The following is a 16784-nucleotide window of genomic DNA, read 5'->3' as shown; positions in this document are numbered from 1 at the left end:
CATCTGGCCGGCGCCGAACCGTAGAACGGCACCACCATCTGCACAGGCAATGGCCGGAAAGCCGATCATGCATTAAAACTGAAACCGGACCACCTCATAGGGGCAGGCCATGTGGTTACCCTATCTCGTCTCTGAAGGAGCGAATCTATGCCAGCGGTGCGGGCCAGCCCGATCGTTTCGGAATCCTCATCTACACCTCTACCGCCGGCGCCCAGGGCACTCTTGGCGGCCTGAGTGGCATGGCGGAGCACCTGCCAGAGATCTTGGCCAAGGTAGTCGAAAGCCTTGAACTCTGTTCCAACGACCCGATATGTGCGGACCACCACGCCGGGACGGATCTCGATGAACGGCCGCTCCATGGCGCCGCGTGCCACGCCTGCATCCTTGTCCCCGAGACGTCGTGTGAGGCTCGAAATTCTAGGCTTGATCGAGGACTCCTAGTTTCAACATTGGTCGGCTCCAAGTCGGCAATTTTCGGTGAAATCAAGCGCTAGCCCTGATGTAGTGCTGTCACCAAGTGCTCGCCTGCGGTCAGGAGAACCGAACTGAGCCCTCGGTAGAGCAGCGCCAGGTGAACGGAGGCAGTCGTCAAGTGATACAGCTTGGCCAAAGAGTCGGTGAGCGCTGACCGAGCGATACTGCGATGGACTTCAGAGGCAGATCGAACCATGCTCAAATCTTCCGATAGAATGTCGCGACTGGCACCTAGTCGAACACGTAGCGGGGAAATGCCTCGATCGCTGCTTTTCGAGCCTTGAGCGTCACATCGCCGTAGTTATCGCCGGCCGTCTTTGACGCGTGGCCTTGAATTGCGTCTAGCGTCCTGTCGGAAATCCCTTGCTCCTGTCCCACCGTCTTGAAGCGATGTCGCCAGCCGTGGCTAGGCGCAACCCCTTCGGGGATCACACCGAGTGCCTGAAGCCATACGCTGATACGGCCGGTGACGGTCTTTGCAGCAAGTGCCGGATTTTTGCCGCGCCGGTCTGGATAGAACAACGGGCCGTCCGCCGAGGCGTCCACGAAGTCCATGAAGCCCATTTCGATCAACTGCGGATGCAAAGGCACGTCACGGTAGTCGCCGGCCTTTACGGTGCCGGCATCGGGGCGAATGCGCATGACGTGCGTCTCACCTTCCTTACGGAAGTCCTGTTTCCGTAGCTGCGTGATTTCTGAGATGCGCGCGCCGGTGAATGCGCACAAGATCGGCGACCAGCGTTTCGCCGCCGTGGTCCTGGGGTTTTCCATAGTCGCGGCGTTGTCGGTCACGATCGGAACGTGGTCGCGGGCCGCGCGCAAAATCACTACCGCCTCATTGTCAGTGAAGCCCTTTTCTCGTGACCGCTGTTTCTTCGGCACGTTCTGCCGGACTTTCTCGGCGACGTTGGTTTCCAGCTTGTCGTTTTCGACTGCCCATTTCAGCACCGTGCGGACAGATGCGAGATAGACATGCCCCACGGTCTTCGCTGAAAGGGTCTTCAGGCGAGCATCGCGCCAATCCATAAGGTTCTGTTTGGTGAGCCGCCGCGCATCGTTGTGGCCGATGAACTTGACCAAATCGACAAAGACAGGCGTCCAGCGCTTTTCGATGCCCCGGCCCTTGCCGATGATCTTCCGGCTAGAGATGTAGTCCGTCAGAAGTCGCTTCAGGGGGAGGGGTGGCTTTTCGTCGGCCACCGGGGCGGCGTTGACCAAGAGCGGGTGCGTCGGCTTGCCGCCCCAATCGCCGTCATGCCGTTCGGCCACGCGTGAAAGCAGTTCATATTCACTGACACACAAGGCGCGCGCCAGCGTTCGCCATTCCGCCGTTCCGCGTTCCGCTGTCGTGTTGCCAAGCTGTCGGAAACGTTCGATGCGCGATCCGACAAGTTCCTCTAGCTGGTCATCATCAAGCGCGCCGGAAAAACCATCGCGAAGCCGCGCGGCATGTCGGTCGTCAATGTCCATGCGTGCATAGCGCGGATCGGCATCACGGATTTCCTCATCAAATGCGAGTTGAGATTGATAGTGGCGAAGCGCGATCTGGTCAGGAGCCAGGGGATAGCGTCCGACTGTCACCGATTTTTTGCCACCCTCAACGGCACGGCGTTCGCCGAGTGCTATATTGTGCTGCAGTAGGGCAACCGCGCCGGGAAGCTTCGTTAGCGCCTCGCGACGATCAGGACCGAGCGGCGTGCGCAGTTCGGTCTTGCCGTCCATGAACGGACGAAGTTCTTTCGGGATGACAAGCCGGGCGAAGTAGCGCCCGTCTCGATTGAGAAGATTCCGCACCTTGCCAGCCACGATTGCCGCCCGCTTTGTTACGAAGTTTGTAACATCAATATGGACGGAAGCCCTTACGGGTCAAGGCATTTAAAGATTTCAAAGGGATAGACTGGTGCTGCGAGAGAGGATTGAACTCTCGACCTCTCCCTTACCAAGGGAGTGCTCTACCACTGAGCTACCGCAGCAGGTCGCGAATGTGGCGGCCTTCTGCCATATGGATCGGCCGAGCGCAAGCGTGGATCGCTCCATTAATGCCAGTTCGATGCAGGTAGGGTTTCAGAGCGTTCGTTCTTGCCAGCTATGCACTTTGAGCTGGCGCTTCGGTCTGATATAGGCTTGCGCCGCCAGATGAACACATTTCGCCCTTAGCTCGAGATTTCCCGGTTGAACCCGCCCGACGAGCGCAAGCCCCAGAAGCAGGCTCCAAACGAAGATAAGAAGGCCCGGCTTGCCAGCAAGCTTCGGGCCAACCTTCAGCGCCGCAAGGCGCAGGCGCGGTCGAGACGGGACGGCGAGGCCGATTCGCGGCCCGACGGGCTGGTGAAGGTGGCAGGGGACGACCACAAGGGCGATGGCTGACCTGTGAGAGGGCTCGGCCGATATGGTTTCCCGCCATCCATTGAACATGGCCGTCCGTCGCGCTAGACGGGCCGGCTCTTGAACAGACAGACAAGACGAGGCCGGCGCGCCGGCGAGGGGATTTCATGGATCGCATAAGGATTGTCGGCGGTAACGAACTCAAGGGGTCGATCCCGATTTCGGGCGCCAAGAACGCGGCCCTCCCGCTGATGATTGCCTCTCTGCTGACGGACGAGACGCTGAGCCTGGAAAACGTGCCGCATCTGGCGGACGTGGAGCAGCTCACCCGCATCCTCGGCAATCACGGCGTCGACTATTCCGTGAATGGCCGGCGAGAGGCGCAGAATTCGACATACGCCCGCACGGTGAACTTCACCGCGAAGAACATCGTCGACACCACCGCGCCTTACGAACTCGTCTCCAAGATGCGCGCGTCATTCTGGGTGATCGGGCCGCTGCTGGCGCGCATGGGCGAGGCGCGCGTGTCACTGCCCGGCGGCTGCGCCATCGGCACGCGTCCGGTGGACCTCTTCATCGATGGCCTGCGCGCGCTGGGCGCCGATATCGAGATCGAGCAGGGCTACGCGCATGCCAGCGCACCCAAGGGGCTGGTCGGAAACCGCTACGTATTTCCAAAGGTCTCGGTCGGCGCGACGCATGTGCTGATGATGGCCGCGACGCTTGCCCACGGCCAGACCGTGCTCGAGAACGCCGCCCGCGAGCCCGAGATCGTCAACCTAGCCGAATGCCTCAACGCGATGGGTGCGAAGGTGTCGGGCGCGGGCACGCCCACCATCGTCATCGACGGGGTTTCGTCGCTTTCCGGGGCAACCCATCAGGTTATCCCGGACCGGATCGAGACCGGCACCTACGCCATGGCCGTGGCAATGACGGGCGGCGACGTCATCCTGGAAGGCGCGCGTGCCGACCTTCTTGAAAGCGCGCTGGAAACCATTGCGCGCGCCGGTGTCGAGATCACCCCGCTCAATTCGGGCATTCGCGTCCGCCGCAACGGCGCGGGCATCCAGCCGGTGGACGTGACGACCGAACCCTTTCCCGGCTTCCCGACCGACCTTCAGGCTCAGTTCATGGGCCTGATGACGCGGGCGAACGGCCGTTCGCACATCACCGAGACGATCTTCGAAAACCGCTTCATGCACGTTCAGGAACTCGCCCGGCTCGGTGCGAAGATCACGCTGTCGGGCCAGACGGCCATCGTGGATGGCGTGCAGAAGCTGAAGGGTGCGCCGGTCATGGCGACAGACCTTCGCGCTTCCGTCTCGCTGGTCATCGCCGGCCTCGCGGCCGAGGGCGAAACGGTGGTCAACCGCGTCTATCACCTCGATCGCGGCTTCGAGCGGCTGGAAGAGAAGCTTTCGGGCTGCGGCGCCACCATCGAGCGCCTGTCTTCCTGACGATACGCAGCTTTTTGCGGAACTTTTGCGCCGCTCTTTCGGTTGCGCCGCACACAAAGACGGCCTAGACCGGGACAAACCCGTCCCGGCACCTCCGGATTGCGCCCGCCATGTCACAGCTCAAGCTTGTCGCCCTCGACGAACAGGATCTGCAGGTCATCTCTGCCCATTCGCAGGATGCCGTGATGAAGGTGAGTGATCTTGTCTATCTCGCCGCCGAAAAGCGTTTTGTCGTGGTCATGAACCGCTTCGTCTGGGAAAACCGCAAGGGTTTGTTCTCGCGCAACAATGAGCGCAGGCGCAGCGCGCTTCACTTCGAGGCTGTGCGCGGCGTCAAGACGGCCGGCTTTGCGCGCGACAAGGCAGACGACGTGCTGTCGCTCCTTGCCATACGCTTCGAGCCGGGGTCGGAAGCGCCAGCTGGTGTGATCGAGCTCACCTGCTCGGCGGGCGCGGCGATTCGTCTGGAGGTCGACTATGTCGAGGCGCGGCTGGCCGATCTGGGGGCCGCATGGCAGGCGGCCTCACGCCCGACGCATATCGGCTGAGGGGGAGCCGCCATTCATGCCTTTGCGCCTTGCAAGCTCCGAAGCGAACTTCGAAGCCCGGTTTGCCGCCTTCCTCGCCACCAAGCGTGAGGTTTCGGAAGATGTCGATGCCGTCGTGCGCGATATCATTGCCCGTGTGCGCGCCGAAGGTGACGCCGCGCTGATCGATTACACGAAGCGTTTCGACCAGCTCGACCTGTCCGAAGCGGGTATTGCGGTCGATGCGGCGGAAATGGACGCCGCGATGGAGCGGGTCGACCGCGATACACTGGCTGCGCTGGAGTTTGCCCACAAGCGCATCGCGGCACACCATGCGCGCCAGATGCCGAAGGACGACCGCTATGTCGATCCTATCGGTGTAGAGCTTGGGTCGCACTGGACGGCGGTGGAGGCCGTCGGGCTCTACGTACCCGGCGGGACGGCCAGCTATCCGAGTTCGGTGCTGATGAATGCGGTCCCGGCGCGCGTCGCGGGCGTGGAGCGCATCGTCATGACCGTGCCGTCGCCGCGCGGCGAGCTCAACCCGCTTGTGCTGGCGGCGGCTAGGCTGGCGGGCGTCAGCGAGGTCTATCGCGTGGGTGGGGCGCAGGCGGTTGCCGCACTTGCCTATGGCACGCAAACCATCGCGCCCGTCGCCAAGATCGTCGGCCCCGGCAATGCCTATGTCGCAGCCGCCAAGCGGCGCGTCTTCGGCACCGTCGGCATCGACATGATCGCCGGGCCGTCGGAAGTGCTGATTATCGCGGACAGCGAAAACGACCCCGCCTGGCTGGCCGCGGACCTTCTGGCGCAGGCCGAGCACGACGCCGCGGCCCAGTCGATCCTCATCACCGACGATGCCGGGCTGGCCGACGCGGTGGAAGCCGAGGTGGAACGCCAGCTCGCGCGCCTGCCGCGCGGTGCGATGGCGGGGGCCAGCTGGCGCGACTATGGCGCAATCATTCTCGTCTCCGATCTCGCCGAAGCCGTCCCGCTGGCAAATCGCATCGCGGCCGAGCATCTTGAGCTTGCTATGGAGGATGCCGAGGCGTTTGTTGGGAAAATCCGCAATGCCGGCGCGATCTTCATCGGCCGCCATACGCCGGAAGTGATTGGCGACTATGTCGGTGGGTCCAATCACGTGCTCCCCACCGCGCGCTCGGCGCGCTTCTCCTCGGGCCTGTCGGTACTGGATTTCGTCAAGCGCACCTCGATCCTCAAGCTCGGGCCGGACCAGCTTCGTGCGCTCGGCCCTGCGGCGATTACCCTTGCGCGCGCGGAAAACCTTGATGGCCATGCGGCTTCGGTCGCCATCAGGCTCAATCCCGAAAGCTGACCGATGAGCGCGAGCGATCGAAACGCCCGGCTGATCGATGTCGAACTGGACGAATCGATCGGACGTTCGACGCCTGACGTGGAACACGAGCGCGCCGTCGCCATCTTCGACCTGATCGAGGACAACTCCTTCCGGCCGGCGGGTGACGATGCGGGCGGGCCGTACAAGCTCCGGCTGTCGGTGGTCGATTCCAAGCTTGTCTTCGCCATCGCGCGCGAGAGCGGCGAGGCCGTGGTCACTCACATCCTGTCACTGACGCCCTTCCGCCGGGTGGTGAAGGACTACTTCATGATCTGCGAGAGCTATTACGAGGCGATCCGGTCGTCCACGCCGTCGCAGATCGAGGCGATCGATATGGGGCGACGCGGCCTGCACAACGAGGGGTCGCAAACGCTGATGGATCGTCTTGCCGGCAAGATCGAGGTGGATTTCGATACGGCGCGGCGGCTGTTCACGCTCGTATGCGTGCTGCACTGGCGGGGTTGACCATGGCGTCGGGTGCGGTCCATGCTCCCCGCTCCATCCTGTTTCTGTGCGGCTTGAACGCGATCCGCTCGCCCATGGCCGAGGCGCTGGCTCGGGCCACCCTTCCGGCCGGCATCTTCCTGGCCTCCGCCGGCGTTCGCGCGGGTGCGCGCGACCCTTTCGTCGACGCAGTCCTGGCCGAGAAAGGCCTGTCGCTGGGCGAGCGTCAGCCCCAGACGCTGGATGCTATGGAGGACGACTATTTCGACCTGATCGTCACGCTCGCGCCGGAGGCCCATCATGCGGCACTGGAGCTGACGCGCTCCATGGCCGTGGAGGTCGAATATTGGCCGACCGCGGACCCGTCGGACGCCTCCGGCACGCGCGAGCGCATCATGGAGGCCTACCGCGATGTTCGCGACAGGCTGGAGGCCCGGATAGCCGAACGGTTCACGCGCCGCACGCCGTGAACAATCCGGGAATAAGCATGTTCACAAATCCGGTGTAATCATATAGGTTCCGCCGGAATTTCCGGCCGGGGGCCGGCGATGCTCATCAATTCATAGGAATCGGATGCCGAAGGAAGAAGTACTGGAGTTTCCGGGCGTCGTCACTGAACTGTTGCCCAACGCGATGTTCAGGGTCAAGCTCGAGAACGAACATGAAATCATCGCGCACACGGCGGGCCGCATGCGCAAGAACCGCATTCGTGTTCTTACTGGCGACAAGGTTCTTGTCGAAATGACGCCCTACGACCTGACCAAGGGCCGTATCACCTATCGCTTCAAGTAGCGATACGAGACCTCCCGCAGGCCGACGGGTTTTCAATGAGTGAATCACAGAAGCTGGTGCTTGCCTCGGGCTCGCCGAGACGGATCGAGCTTCTGCAGCAGGCAGGTATTGAGCCTGATCGGCTGTTCCCGGCCGATCTGGACGAGACCCCGCTGCGCGCCGAACATCCCCGTTCGCTGGCAAAGCGGCTGTCGAAGGCCAAGGCCGAAAAGGCGCTGCAGGGCCTGAAGGCCGATGGCGAGGGCGACGTCTTCGTATTGGCGGCAGATACGGTCGTCGCCGTAGGGCGGCGCATCCTGCCCAAGGCCGAGACGCTGGACGAGGCGTCCAACTGCCTGCGTCTACTCTCCGGCCGCTCGCACCGCGTGTACACCGGCGTGTGCCTCATTACGCCCGGCGGCAAGCTGCGTCAGCGGCTTGTGGAAACGCGCGTGCGCTTCAAGCGGCTGTCGCGCGAGGAACTCGACAGCTATCTCGGCTCGGGCGAATGGCGCGGCAAGGCGGGCGGCTACGGCGTGCAAGGTCTGGCAGGCGCGTTCGTCGTCAAGCTCGTCGGCTCCTACAGCAACGTCGTGGGATTGCCGCTCTATGAGACGGTCGGGCTGCTCTCAGCAGACGGCTACAAGGTGCTGGCGGGCTGGCACGCTGGCGTAAAGGGCTGATCCGATGAGCGCAAGCGAGCCGGCGAAGGTCACGCCGCTGCGGCCGCGCCGCCCATGCCCGGAATGCGGCAAGCCTTCCACCCGCGCCGACTATCCTTTCTGCTCGCCGCGCTGCAAGGATCTAGACCTCAACCGATGGCTCTCCGGCTCCTATGCGATCCCGGTCACGGAAGCAGACGAAAACCTCGACGACGAGGAACACTGACCGCGTGTCATCGGTACTTTTCGCCCGTTGCAAATCCGGGTGAATTTAGTCGAGAAAACGTGGTTCTTCGCGCTGGACAGGCGGGAAACTCGTGCTATAACCCACGCGCTTCCGGCGGAAAGCCAACACCGCCGCGCTGAAGATTGCCTTTGAGGCATCTTCGGCATCGGATGCCCAGATAGCTCAGTTGGTAGAGCAGCGGATTGAAAATCCGCGTGTCGGTGGTTCGAATCCGCCTCTGGGCACCATTCGATTTCTTTTTTTCCTTTCTTTTCAATCGGTTACCGCGACCTCGTTCAGGTTTATCCACCTCTCGTTCCACCCTCCGTTTACCTCGGCTCACCGGTATGCTTTTGTTCGGAAACCGGCCTATGGTCACATTGGGAGGGGTTCATGTCGATAGAGGGATACCATCGTGAGAAGTTCGGAAATGCCGTTTCGTGCCTCGTAAGTTCATCGGACATTCGAACGCGGTTATTGAACGCGTTTATCGCGATGATTACCGTAAATTCTGCGGATTTCACCGATACAGAGTTGGGTGCGCGGTATCGAGACGTATTTGAGCGCGCAACGGCTAGGCCTGAAACCTACAAAGGAGAGGGGACATTACAGGCGACGATCGGGAAGATGACCGACGAAGAAGCTGAGAAAATCGCTGACGAAATCCTGTCGATCCACAACGAATTGCTTCGCAAAGCCTAGATCGCCTAGCGGGCAACAACGATGGAGACTCTTTGGGATACCATCCAAGGCGTTGGCGCGATTGTCGGCCTCGCGACAGGGTTGTTCGTGTTGTGGGATCGAGTTTTTCGGTTTTCCCCCACCGCGATTGTAGTCGTTCGACCCCTCTTACCGGGCGGCATGCCAAAGGGGACGTATCTCCAAATTTCGAACCCTTCCGACAGGCCAATCATAGTCAGTTGGCGGGCGGGCATGCGACCGAATGAGTTCAGTATTGCCGAGGACCATCAAACCCGATCGATAGTCGCCGCGCTGCTCGAAGGCGGCCGCTCGACGGTGATAGATCCAGCATCCCATCGTGAGCTGTTGCTGTTGAAACCCAGCAACGTCGACGTCATCGATCCAGACAACACTATCGAATGCGAGATCTATTGGCGATATGCCCAGCCGAAAATATGGAAACGGGACCGCCGGCTCAGTGTTGCAATCTCGAAGCGCTCAATGATGATCCTGGATCCGGACGATTACGGTGCGTTAGATTAGAACGCCTGAGGGACGTCGCATGCTTCTCCGGTAACTCGCATATCATTCAGCCCCTCTTGCGCGGATCTTCGATGACATCGAGCACCATCGCCCGGCCTGCGCCGCGCGAGAATTCATGCAATCCCACCTGCGTGACCTTAACGGCAACGTCGCGAGACGTGGCAGAGATCACCGGCCGCAGCATCGGCCCCTCTTCGGCGACAACGAGCACGCGCAGCTCCTGCGGTTTTGCCGCAGCCTTCATCGCCGACAAATTGGGCATGGTGGGCGCCTGAACCGGCGAACTCATCGGGGCGGCCATGGATGCACCCAGCATCGGCCGAGGCGTCGGGATCGGTGCCATGCCGGGAAGTCGCACCCCGCCGCCGATGCTTCCGCCGATCAGGCCGATGATGCTGCCCAGGATGCCGCCGGAGCCCGCCTGGTTGATCTTGAAGATGTTCGACAGCACGTCGTTGATCAGCGCGTCGCCGATCTTCGAGATAGCATTGGCAAAGGCGCCGGCCGCGCTCGTGCCACGGATCAGGTCATCGATGAAACCCTTGGTGACGTTCTGCCCCACACCCAGCCAGTGTTCGGCATTCTCGCGCGCGCGGTTCTGCTCTTCTGCCAGCTTCGCGGCTTCAACGGTCGCCACTGCATACTGCTCGGCCAGGTTAGCGATCTCACCGCGCAGCTCGGCGGTGATCGGCACGCCCGCCTTCTTTGCCGCGTTCAGCAACTCGTGCTCCACGCGCGCGCGTTCAATGGCATAGCCATAGTCGTCGATCAGCGGGTTCAACTGGCGCTGGACTTCCGTTTCCGCCACCAGCGACGCCGTGGCTTCACGAATGCGCTCGGCCAGCCGCTGGTATTCGTCGGCGCGGTCTTTTGTCGATTTGCCCTTTCCGTTAGCAGGCAGGGTCGATGGTAGTCTTTCGCCTCGCGGCGGCGGCGTGCGTCTGCCGGATGCATAGTCGTCGAACTCCGCGCTTAGCGCCTTGATTTCCTCGACACGCTCGCGCATGCGCTCGACCTTCTCGGCCGTGATGTCTCGCTGGCCGGCGACGATGTTCTGCGCGACGACATCTTGGCCGCCAAGGGGGACTTTCGAGGTATCGACACCAAAGCCGGTATATGTCCGCGCGGTCGATGGCGTGGCGCGCTGGTCGATCGTCGCCTGAAGCGCCTCGGCAAGCTGGTACTCTGCCTGCGCGCGTTCTAGCGCGACCTCTGCGGCCTTCAGATCGGCCGCAATCTTCGTGCGCGTCGATGCGACAGCATCGTGGTTGGCATAGTCGAGATTGGCGATCTCGTCACGAAGCTGGACCACGGTCAGTCGGTGCTGCTCGGCGGCCTGGTCGGCCTCTCCTTGCCGCTGGCTGACCATGTACAGCGTCGCTGCTGCGGCCCCCAGCAACAATCCCATCGGCCCGAGAGCCGCCGCAAACCCGGTGGCCGTCAGGGTTCCGGCCCGCATGGCGGTAACCAGCGCCATCACGGACGTGGTGGCTACAGGAAGAGCCTTCACCAGCCCTCCGATGGCGCGACCGGTGAGGGCGGATATGACGATGGTTGCGAATTGTAGGGCTGTGTCGGCGACGCCGGTGAAGTTGTCCGCGAGAAGGATTATCTTCTCGGCGAGCGCGGCCGATGCGCCGGCCGCCTGGTCTGCCCCGCCCACATACTGCAGCATCGCGTCGCGCAGGAGCTGCATCGCGTCGCCGATCGTAGCCGGCATACTGTCGGCCTCTTTCCGCAGCTTTTCGAGCTCCGAGGTAACGCCCGCCATGTCCCGCGTCGTGATCTTGCCCTGCTGGCCGAGCGTTCGCAGCGAGGAAACGCTTACGCCCATACTGTCGGCCAACGCCTGTGCCAGGCGCCCGCCGGACTGGATGACGGTATTGAGGTTGTCGCCGCGAAGCTCGCCAAGGGCCATTGCCTTTGCCCATGCCGACATCACCGACTCGGCGCGCTGTCCTTTCGCCGCCGAGATTACCAAGGCGTTGTTGAGTGTTTCGACCAGATCCAGCTGGCGGCTCGTCGACATCCCGAGCTCTCGAAGCGCGGTCGCGTTGGAAAGCCAGCCCTCGGCCGTCTGCTCAAGGCCGGAATAGGTCCGGCGCGCCATCTCTGACAGGCGACCCATGACGGCCTCGCCGTTCTCGATGGAGCCGGCGGCAAGATCCACGCGAGATTTGAGCTCCGTCCAGGTATCGGCCATGCGCAGGATCTCGCGAGTGCCAAGCGCAGCAGCGACGCCGCCTAATGGCGCGATGATCGATCGGCCCATGCCCATGAAGATACCGTCAAGGTTGCGGTTGAGCTGCCGCGCCCGATCCTCGATCGCCCGAAACTGCCGGTTGGTCACACCGGCGGCGCGCGACATCTGCCGCTCGAACTGCTTAAAGTCGGCCGACAGCTGAACAACCAGCCTTTCCAGATCCTGCGCGGCCATCAGATACCGTCCCGCTCGATCGTCCAGAGCGTGAGAAGCGCTTCGGCGCTTTCCTCCCGACATTTGGCAGCACCCCAGGCGGCAAGCGCCTTGGTCAGCATCGCGTCGGCGATGTCCTCGGCCGGAATGCCCTTGTCGATAAGCGCTGCGACGCATGCGTCAGCAGCGCTTATCGCGAAGTCGAAGTGTGGTGATTGCTGCATCGTGGAAATCCTTATGAAGGGGCGGCGGTCACTGCCGGGGAGAAGTGACCGCCGCAAGGCAGCGCGTTCGCCAGCGCGCCGCCTATTCTTCGACGCCGGCAGGGAACTCGCCGTGGATCAGTGCTTCGGGACGCTTCACCGCGAACGCCAAACGTTCCTCGCCAAGGATGGTGAGCAGATTTCGGATGAAGTCGTCGCCTTCGTAGCCAAGCTCGACGGTCGCATCCTCGCGATCATAAATCGTAGCCGCCGTCTCGAAAGCGCCAACCATGAACGTGCCGGCAGGCATGACGTTGGTCCAAACAACAGGAAGCCGCCAAACCCGCTCCGGAACGTTGGCAAGCGGTCCACCGGAGATATAGCGCCCATCGCCATCCTTGATACCCAACATGGCAAACCAGTCACTGGTGTTGAGTATGATGCCGCTCGCTGGCAACAGAGCGACTTCCGCCTGTTCGATGGCGTGCAGAAGGGTGTCGAAGCGAGTATCGCCGGGGAGATTGCGCGTCGTCTCATAGTCGGTCGCCTGAGGGATCAGGCCGAAAAGGTTCTGGCCCGTTCCGTCGCCCATGAGAAGTTGGTACTCCTCGATTAGCGCTAGGCCATAGCGCAGCTCTGTGTCGATTGTCGTTTGGAGCAGCGGCGCGTCGGCGAGAATCTGGCGGGAAGCCTTCACCCAATGGGCGATGGTCTTCACCTTCGTATCCTTGAACGCAAAGGAGATGTCAGACTCCGGCTTAAGCCCGCCCTCTGCGACCATGGCCGCATTGTTGGTGAAGCCGGTCTGTTCCATGTACTCGACCGAGTTGCTGGTCGTGCGACCCTTGCCGAGCAGGTCGCGGATGGTGAGGCGTTGCTTGGGCAGCATTGTGATGCCCTGCTGCCGATCTGGAGACGCCAGCGCGCCCGCCGATGCTACATCGGAGGTGATCGCCTTCACCTCGATGCGGGCCTTCGCGCGCTTGTCATCATAGACGTGCGCGAGATCCTGCATCCTTTGCGATACCTCGGCGCCAGCGGACACGGGGCCGCTGCCGTAGCCCGCCATACTGCGACGCGCGCCTTTCTGCTCCAGCTCGAACATACGAGCCTGCAGTTCTTCAGCCTTCTGCGAGTGCTTTGCGAGGATTTCATCGACCGTCTTGTGATGATCCTCGAACGACTTTGTGAGCAGTTCCAGCGGATCATCCTTGCGGTGGATTGCCGCGCCCGAAGCCAACAGAGCGGCCGCTGCGCGTGTAAAATATCGATTGTGGTGGGTCATCACTTGGTCCTGAGGGTTGCCGTGGCGCGCGCGATGCGCTGGGCCAGGTCGGTTGCTTTTTCGTGGTTGTTGCCGGACAGCGCCGGCCATCCGCCGGCCGCAACACGCGCGGCCGCCGCTTTCGCGAGCCCGCCCTCACGAAGCATTTCGATCAGGTCGGATTTTGACTGGAGGGACTTCACCTCGCTGACGCGAGCGCGCTTGTTCGCCGGGATCGGCGTCACCGAAATTTCCCAAAGGTCGAGGTCGGTGATTGTCCAAGACCGGTCGTCATTGCGCTTTCGCGAGCCCTCGGATAGCAGAAAGCCGATGGAGAAACCCGTCACGTCGCCCCCTTTGATGTGGGCGTGGGTTTCCCTGCCGGCCTGTGTGTCGAGGTTGAGTTTGCCGCGGACGAAAAGGCCGTGTCCGTCTTGTTTCAGCTCCAGCCAGCGCCCTACAGGTTCATCGGAACGATGACACCAGAGCATTGCCGGCGTCGTGCTCTCGGACTTGTGTTCAGCGAGGGTCCGCGTGAATGCGCCCGGCGCGATGATGTCGCCGTAGCTGTCAGGCGGGCCGCCGAAAACACTGGCGTATCCGGTGACGATGCCCGTTGCGGCCTCGGCCGAGCGAACTTCGAACACGGGAGCAAGCCGGATTTCCGGGGTATTCTTGATGTGGAGCTTGGAAGACATGGCAGCACCTTCGAATAACGACAAAGCTCGGGCATCTCTGCCCGTTTTCAGCTTCGCGCCCGGTACGGTCGCCGGTGCTTTCGAAGGTGGTTCGTCGCTGTGCGCCCCGGACTTGCCGGTGACGCTCTCGATCGAGCCGACGCTAGAAATACATCTCGCGTTCGGCATCCGTCAATGCCTTGCACTGTTTCCGGCGTTCTCGCCGGTCACACTGTGGAAAAGTCCAGCCTCGATCTTGTCAGCGACGACGCGGAAAGCGGCGGCGGTGTGGGGGGACCCATCGTTGACGCAGGCTTGCGCGGCGGCATAGGTCAACAGTCGGTCGAGGATCATACTGAACGGCGCGTTGACCTCTTGGACCATCATCAACGCGGCACGCTCAACGATCATATCGCAAGCGGCTTTCTTGCGTTCTTCCAGTTCGCTTTCGGCGGTCACTTTTTTCGGTTTCATGGGGGGTATCCTTCAGTTGGAGCTTGAGGTTTTGACCTTGCGACCGCGCGCCCGGTAGCCGGCGGCAAGGGCGTTGCGGCCGACGAGGCGGCATTTGTCACAGCAGTAGCGCGGCAGGCGGCCGGCACGGCGTTCGGGAGCTGCGAACACGCGTTCGCACGCCCAGCACGAAAGAGCGCTTCCCGGAGCGCTGTCGGGGTTCTGCTTGTGCCAGGCGCGGACCTGATCGGCGCGCTGGGCCTTGCGACACTCATCGGAGCAGAACCCGGTCGGCCGCCCGTCACGTTTCGGTGCGGCAACAGGCTCGTCGCAGCGCAGACAACGGCGCTCGCGCGCGGGTAGTCCCGGCAGATCGGGCTGGCTCACAAATAAAGAAAATGGGACGGTTTCAGGTGCCTCGTCAGCGTCGTCAACGGCCATCACATTGAAATCCTTGACACTTTTTTTGTGGCATCCGCTCGCAAAGAGGCGAGGGCCCTTGAGATTTTGGTCGCCGAGAAAAAAAGATGCGAGTGAGGGGGACGCGGGTCTAGCCGAGCGGCGCTTGCAGACTTTCGACCCGCCCCCCGTCCGGCAGCAGCGCGCGTCATCGCTTTGCCTCCTGCGCGGCCAGCCAGGCCGCCTCGCGTTGGTGTTTTGGTAGTTGCTCGATCTCGGCTGCAACGCGGCGCCAATGTGCGGCCTCGGCGGCATCCGCCTTCGATGCGCTCTTGCCGCCTGCAACCGGGAGTAGCATGGGAACCTGCGCCCGATGCCGTTCTTTCCTGAGCCCATTGCGCCCCTCGGGAGAGGCAGAAACAGCGGCGATTTGCTCGTCTTCGTGCGACCCCTCAACCTGCTTAGGTTTATTCTTGAGGTTAGTTCTATAGGTTTGTGGCCGGATTTCCGGCCTATTAACGGCCGGATTTCCGGCCCATAATGAGCCGCTTTTCCGGCCTATTGAATTGGCGGTTGAACGGCCGGATTTCCGGCCCATTGACGGTGCCGATCCTTCCTTAAACCGAGCACGATATTCGCCGTGCAATTCAGCGAAGATTTCCCAGCGAGGGATGTACGCCGTCCTGTGGTTGTGGCCACCATGAGTGACGCGTTCAAACAACGCGTCATCGCCGCGACATAGCTCGGCGGTAGCATCCTTTACGGCTGTGCGTCCCATGCCGAGTACCGTCGCCATGCGTTCGATGCTCGGATCGCACTGGCCGCTTTTCCGGTTCAAATGCTCTAGCAGCAAAGCCCCCACCTTTCTCGCGCTCGGCGAAAGACCAGGAACGGCGACGGCAAGCGTGACGTAGGCAAAGAGCAGGTCATTTGCCTGTCTGGGACGCATCGTCGCCTGTTCCCGCTTTAGCCTCCCGAAGCGCCGTGACGGCCTCGTGAGCCGTCAGCCCGAAACGCCGCCGCAGGGCAGGTATGACCGGCCGCTCGCAGGCGTCCCGGTTGGCCGCGTACCAACGCGCGGCCTCCGAGATCGCCGCACTGCTTTCGTGGCAGTGTCCAGTCGTGCCCCCTACGGGAATGTCATCTTGAGCGCCCATGGGCGGCCTCCCGACCCTTGGCCGAGGCCAACGCCGCCATGACATCAGCACGGCTCCAGCGCGACAGGTGGCCCAGCTTGATCGGCGGCGGTATTGTCCCATCGTCGATGCGGCGATAGAGCGAGGGGATCGATATACGGAGCATGTCCGCGACCTCGCGCGCTTTCAGGAGAGGATCGGTCGCGGTCATGGCGCATCCTCGAAAACGAAACGTTCAAGCTTGTCAGATACGACCCTCGACCGATCCCACGCCTCAGAAGCGAGCCACTGCGTCACATCGATGCTTTCGGTCTGGAACGTGAGGTCGATGCCGTAGTCAGTGCGGCGGCCTCGCTTCGGATCGAGGCTGCTGTCTACGTCTGTCATCAGCAGGTAGCAGATGCGTCGCAGGTCGCACGCGTCGGACCAAATGGCCTCGACCATCTTGATCAATTCGGCGCGAGACAGGTCCTCAAGCTTCGCGGTCATGCTGCACCGCCTCCCTGCTTTTCGGCGTCACACTCGAAAAGCAGTTGGGTGATGTCCTTCCATTGTTCGATAAGGTCTTGCGTCTTTACCCAAGCGATCGAGGAGACAACAGCGATCGATTCGCCCTCATTGGTGCTCATCGCTTCCGCGATGAGCGTGACAGCGTTCATAAGGTCTTTGGCGGCGTGGAATTCGGGTTCCATATCGCGAAGCAGCTTCAGAGCCTCGCGCAACACGCTTGCATGCGGCGCGGCGGCCGCTATATTGCTGGTCATCATCT

General features: G+C 62.1%; 23 protein-coding genes and 2 tRNA genes. 13 read left to right on the top strand and 12 right to left on the bottom strand.

The window, feature by feature from the left end:
• Positions 1-38: 38 nt before the first annotated feature.
• Positions 39-494, top strand: coding sequence for a DUF1998 domain-containing protein (locus tag FY036_RS13550; RefSeq protein ID WP_328593104.1), 456 nt, complete (start codon positions 39-41; stop codon positions 492-494).
• A 211-nt stretch (positions 495-705) separates the two neighbouring features.
• Here the strand turns inward: FY036_RS13550 and FY036_RS13545 are convergent, their stop codons facing one another.
• Both FY036_RS13545 and FY036_RS13540 read right to left on the bottom strand, forming a co-directional pair.
• On the bottom strand, positions 706-2280 hold the full coding sequence (locus FY036_RS13545; protein WP_201744758.1) for a tyrosine-type recombinase/integrase: 1575 nt from the start codon (positions 2278-2280) through the stop codon (positions 706-708).
• Between the two features lie 92 nt (positions 2281-2372).
• A tRNA-Thr gene (locus tag FY036_RS13540) sits at positions 2373-2447 on the bottom strand.
• A gap of 199 nt (positions 2448-2646) precedes the next feature.
• Here FY036_RS13540 and FY036_RS13535 point away from each other — a divergent pair.
• The 12 genes from FY036_RS13535 to FY036_RS13480 all read left to right on the top strand — a co-directional run bounded on the left by FY036_RS13535 (position 2647) and on the right by FY036_RS13480 (position 9467).
• Positions 2647-2841, top strand: a complete 195-nt coding sequence (locus tag FY036_RS13535) for a hypothetical protein (RefSeq protein ID WP_201744757.1) — start codon at positions 2647-2649, stop codon at positions 2839-2841.
• Between the two features lie 125 nt (positions 2842-2966).
• Positions 2967-4256, top strand: coding sequence for a UDP-N-acetylglucosamine 1-carboxyvinyltransferase (murA, locus tag FY036_RS13530; RefSeq protein WP_148915255.1), 1290 nt, complete (start codon positions 2967-2969; stop codon positions 4254-4256).
• Between the two features lie 110 nt (positions 4257-4366).
• Entirely contained in the window at positions 4367-4804 is a 438-nt protein-coding gene (locus tag FY036_RS13525) for a DUF2948 family protein (RefSeq protein WP_148915254.1), read from the top strand.
• Positions 4805-4820: 16 nt separating this feature from the next.
• On the top strand, positions 4821-6119 hold the full coding sequence (hisD, locus tag FY036_RS13520) for a histidinol dehydrogenase (protein ID WP_148915253.1): 1299 nt from the start codon (positions 4821-4823) through the stop codon (positions 6117-6119).
• Between the two features lie 3 nt (positions 6120-6122).
• Complete coding sequence (locus FY036_RS13515) at positions 6123-6605, top strand: UPF0262 family protein (protein WP_148915252.1); 483 nt, start codon at positions 6123-6125, stop codon at positions 6603-6605.
• Between the two features lie 2 nt (positions 6606-6607).
• On the top strand, positions 6608-7054 hold the full coding sequence (locus tag FY036_RS13510) for an arsenate-mycothiol transferase ArsC (RefSeq protein WP_235897667.1): 447 nt from the start codon (positions 6608-6610) through the stop codon (positions 7052-7054).
• A 103-nt stretch (positions 7055-7157) separates the two neighbouring features.
• Entirely contained in the window at positions 7158-7376 is a 219-nt protein-coding gene (gene infA, locus FY036_RS13505; protein WP_006200926.1) for a translation initiation factor IF-1, read from the top strand.
• Positions 7377-7411: 35 nt separating this feature from the next.
• Positions 7412-8038: a Maf-like protein gene (locus FY036_RS13500; RefSeq protein WP_148915251.1), complete on the top strand. Its 627-nt coding sequence runs from the start codon at positions 7412-7414 to the stop codon at positions 8036-8038.
• 4 nt (positions 8039-8042) lie between these two features.
• On the top strand, positions 8043-8243 hold the full coding sequence (yacG, locus tag FY036_RS13495; RefSeq protein ID WP_148915250.1) for a DNA gyrase inhibitor YacG: 201 nt from the start codon (positions 8043-8045) through the stop codon (positions 8241-8243).
• 172 nt (positions 8244-8415) lie between these two features.
• Positions 8416-8491, top strand: a tRNA-Phe gene (locus FY036_RS13490).
• A 145-nt stretch (positions 8492-8636) separates the two neighbouring features.
• Complete coding sequence (locus FY036_RS13485; RefSeq protein WP_148915249.1) at positions 8637-8945, top strand: hypothetical protein; 309 nt, start codon at positions 8637-8639, stop codon at positions 8943-8945.
• Positions 8946-8966: 21 nt separating this feature from the next.
• Entirely contained in the window at positions 8967-9467 is a 501-nt protein-coding gene (locus FY036_RS13480; protein WP_148915248.1) for a hypothetical protein, read from the top strand.
• A 46-nt stretch (positions 9468-9513) separates the two neighbouring features.
• Here FY036_RS13480 and FY036_RS13475 read toward each other — a convergent pair whose 3' ends face one another.
• From FY036_RS13475 to FY036_RS13430, 10 genes are all read right to left on the bottom strand, one after another.
• Positions 9514-11904 carry a tape measure protein gene (locus tag FY036_RS13475; RefSeq protein ID WP_161601135.1) on the bottom strand — a complete coding sequence of 797 codons (2391 nt, stop codon included), beginning with the start codon at positions 11902-11904 and terminating at the stop codon, positions 9514-9516.
• Positions 11904-12107 carry a hypothetical protein gene (locus FY036_RS23780; protein WP_161601134.1) on the bottom strand — a complete coding sequence of 68 codons (204 nt, stop codon included), beginning with the start codon at positions 12105-12107 and terminating at the stop codon, positions 11904-11906. Before FY036_RS23780 ends, FY036_RS13475 begins: the two co-directional genes overlap by 1 nt.
• Before the next feature lie 82 nt (positions 12108-12189).
• Positions 12190-13371, bottom strand: coding sequence for a phage major capsid protein (locus FY036_RS13470; RefSeq protein ID WP_148915246.1), 1182 nt, complete (start codon positions 13369-13371; stop codon positions 12190-12192).
• Entirely contained in the window at positions 13371-14216 is an 846-nt protein-coding gene (locus tag FY036_RS13465) for an HK97 family phage prohead protease (protein ID WP_235897666.1), read from the bottom strand. The genes FY036_RS13470 and FY036_RS13465 overlap by 1 nt, the downstream gene beginning before the upstream one ends.
• A gap of 3 nt (positions 14217-14219) precedes the next feature.
• Positions 14220-14501 (bottom strand): hypothetical protein, encoded by a 282-nt coding sequence (locus FY036_RS13460; RefSeq protein WP_148915245.1) that lies wholly within the window; start codon positions 14499-14501, stop codon positions 14220-14222.
• Between the two features lie 12 nt (positions 14502-14513).
• Positions 14514-14921: a hypothetical protein gene (locus FY036_RS13455; RefSeq protein WP_148915244.1), complete on the bottom strand. Its 408-nt coding sequence runs from the start codon at positions 14919-14921 to the stop codon at positions 14514-14516.
• A gap of 166 nt (positions 14922-15087) precedes the next feature.
• Positions 15088-15828, bottom strand: coding sequence for a helix-turn-helix domain-containing protein (locus FY036_RS13450; RefSeq protein ID WP_148915243.1), 741 nt, complete (start codon positions 15826-15828; stop codon positions 15088-15090).
• A gap of 191 nt (positions 15829-16019) precedes the next feature.
• Positions 16020-16226 carry a helix-turn-helix transcriptional regulator gene (locus FY036_RS13440; protein ID WP_148915241.1) on the bottom strand — a complete coding sequence of 69 codons (207 nt, stop codon included), beginning with the start codon at positions 16224-16226 and terminating at the stop codon, positions 16020-16022.
• Positions 16223-16504 carry a hypothetical protein gene (locus tag FY036_RS13435; protein ID WP_148915240.1) on the bottom strand — a complete coding sequence of 94 codons (282 nt, stop codon included), beginning with the start codon at positions 16502-16504 and terminating at the stop codon, positions 16223-16225. The genes FY036_RS13440 and FY036_RS13435 overlap by 4 nt, the downstream gene beginning before the upstream one ends.
• Positions 16501-16782 (bottom strand): hypothetical protein, encoded by a 282-nt coding sequence (locus FY036_RS13430; protein WP_148915239.1) that lies wholly within the window; start codon positions 16780-16782, stop codon positions 16501-16503. Before FY036_RS13430 ends, FY036_RS13435 begins: the two co-directional genes overlap by 4 nt.
• Between the last annotated feature and the right edge of the window lie 2 nt (positions 16783-16784).

Origin of the sequence: Neoaquamicrobium microcysteis (assembly GCF_008180155.1) — a bacterium.
In the GTDB taxonomy this organism is placed as follows: domain Bacteria; phylum Pseudomonadota; class Alphaproteobacteria; order Rhizobiales; family Rhizobiaceae; genus Aerobium; species Aerobium microcysteis.
This window is presented reverse-complemented; position numbering and strand designations above follow the sequence as displayed.

Excerpts from the sequence above, each read along its gene's own strand:
- murA (WP_148915255.1), top strand. The coding sequence starts at position 2,967 with ATGGATCGCATAAGGATTGTCGGCGGTAACGAACTCAAGGGGTCGATC.
- FY036_RS13525 (WP_148915254.1), top strand. The coding sequence starts at position 4,367 with ATGTCACAGCTCAAGCTTGTCGCCCTCGACGAACAGGATCTGCAGGTC.
- hisD (WP_148915253.1), top strand. The coding sequence starts at position 4,821 with ATGCCTTTGCGCCTTGCAAGCTCCGAAGCGAACTTCGAAGCCCGGTTT.
- FY036_RS13515 (WP_148915252.1), top strand. The coding sequence starts at position 6,123 with ATGAGCGCGAGCGATCGAAACGCCCGGCTGATCGATGTCGAACTGGAC.
- FY036_RS13510 (WP_235897667.1), top strand. The coding sequence starts at position 6,608 with ATGGCGTCGGGTGCGGTCCATGCTCCCCGCTCCATCCTGTTTCTGTGC.
- infA (WP_006200926.1), top strand. The coding sequence starts at position 7,158 with ATGCCGAAGGAAGAAGTACTGGAGTTTCCGGGCGTCGTCACTGAACTG.
- FY036_RS13500 (WP_148915251.1), top strand. The coding sequence starts at position 7,412 with ATGAGTGAATCACAGAAGCTGGTGCTTGCCTCGGGCTCGCCGAGACGG.
- yacG (WP_148915250.1), top strand. The coding sequence starts at position 8,043 with ATGAGCGCAAGCGAGCCGGCGAAGGTCACGCCGCTGCGGCCGCGCCGC.
- FY036_RS13485 (WP_148915249.1), top strand. The coding sequence starts at position 8,637 with ATGTCGATAGAGGGATACCATCGTGAGAAGTTCGGAAATGCCGTTTCG.
- FY036_RS13480 (WP_148915248.1), top strand. The coding sequence starts at position 8,967 with ATGGAGACTCTTTGGGATACCATCCAAGGCGTTGGCGCGATTGTCGGC.
- FY036_RS13475 (WP_161601135.1), bottom strand. The coding sequence starts at position 11,904 with ATGGCCGCGCAGGATCTGGAAAGGCTGGTTGTTCAGCTGTCGGCCGAC.
- FY036_RS23780 (WP_161601134.1), bottom strand. The coding sequence starts at position 12,107 with ATGCAGCAATCACCACACTTCGACTTCGCGATAAGCGCTGCTGACGCA.
- FY036_RS13470 (WP_148915246.1), bottom strand. The coding sequence starts at position 13,371 with ATGACCCACCACAATCGATATTTTACACGCGCAGCGGCCGCTCTGTTG.
- FY036_RS13465 (WP_235897666.1), bottom strand. The coding sequence starts at position 14,216 with ATGCCGAACGCGAGATGTATTTCTAGCGTCGGCTCGATCGAGAGCGTC.
- FY036_RS13460 (WP_148915245.1), bottom strand. The coding sequence starts at position 14,501 with ATGAAACCGAAAAAAGTGACCGCCGAAAGCGAACTGGAAGAACGCAAG.
- FY036_RS13455 (WP_148915244.1), bottom strand. The coding sequence starts at position 14,921 with ATGGCCGTTGACGACGCTGACGAGGCACCTGAAACCGTCCCATTTTCT.
- FY036_RS13450 (WP_148915243.1), bottom strand. The coding sequence starts at position 15,828 with ATGCGTCCCAGACAGGCAAATGACCTGCTCTTTGCCTACGTCACGCTT.
- FY036_RS13440 (WP_148915241.1), bottom strand. The coding sequence starts at position 16,226 with ATGACCGCGACCGATCCTCTCCTGAAAGCGCGCGAGGTCGCGGACATG.
- FY036_RS13435 (WP_148915240.1), bottom strand. The coding sequence starts at position 16,504 with ATGACCGCGAAGCTTGAGGACCTGTCTCGCGCCGAATTGATCAAGATG.
- FY036_RS13430 (WP_148915239.1), bottom strand. The coding sequence starts at position 16,782 with ATGATGACCAGCAATATAGCGGCCGCCGCGCCGCATGCAAGCGTGTTG.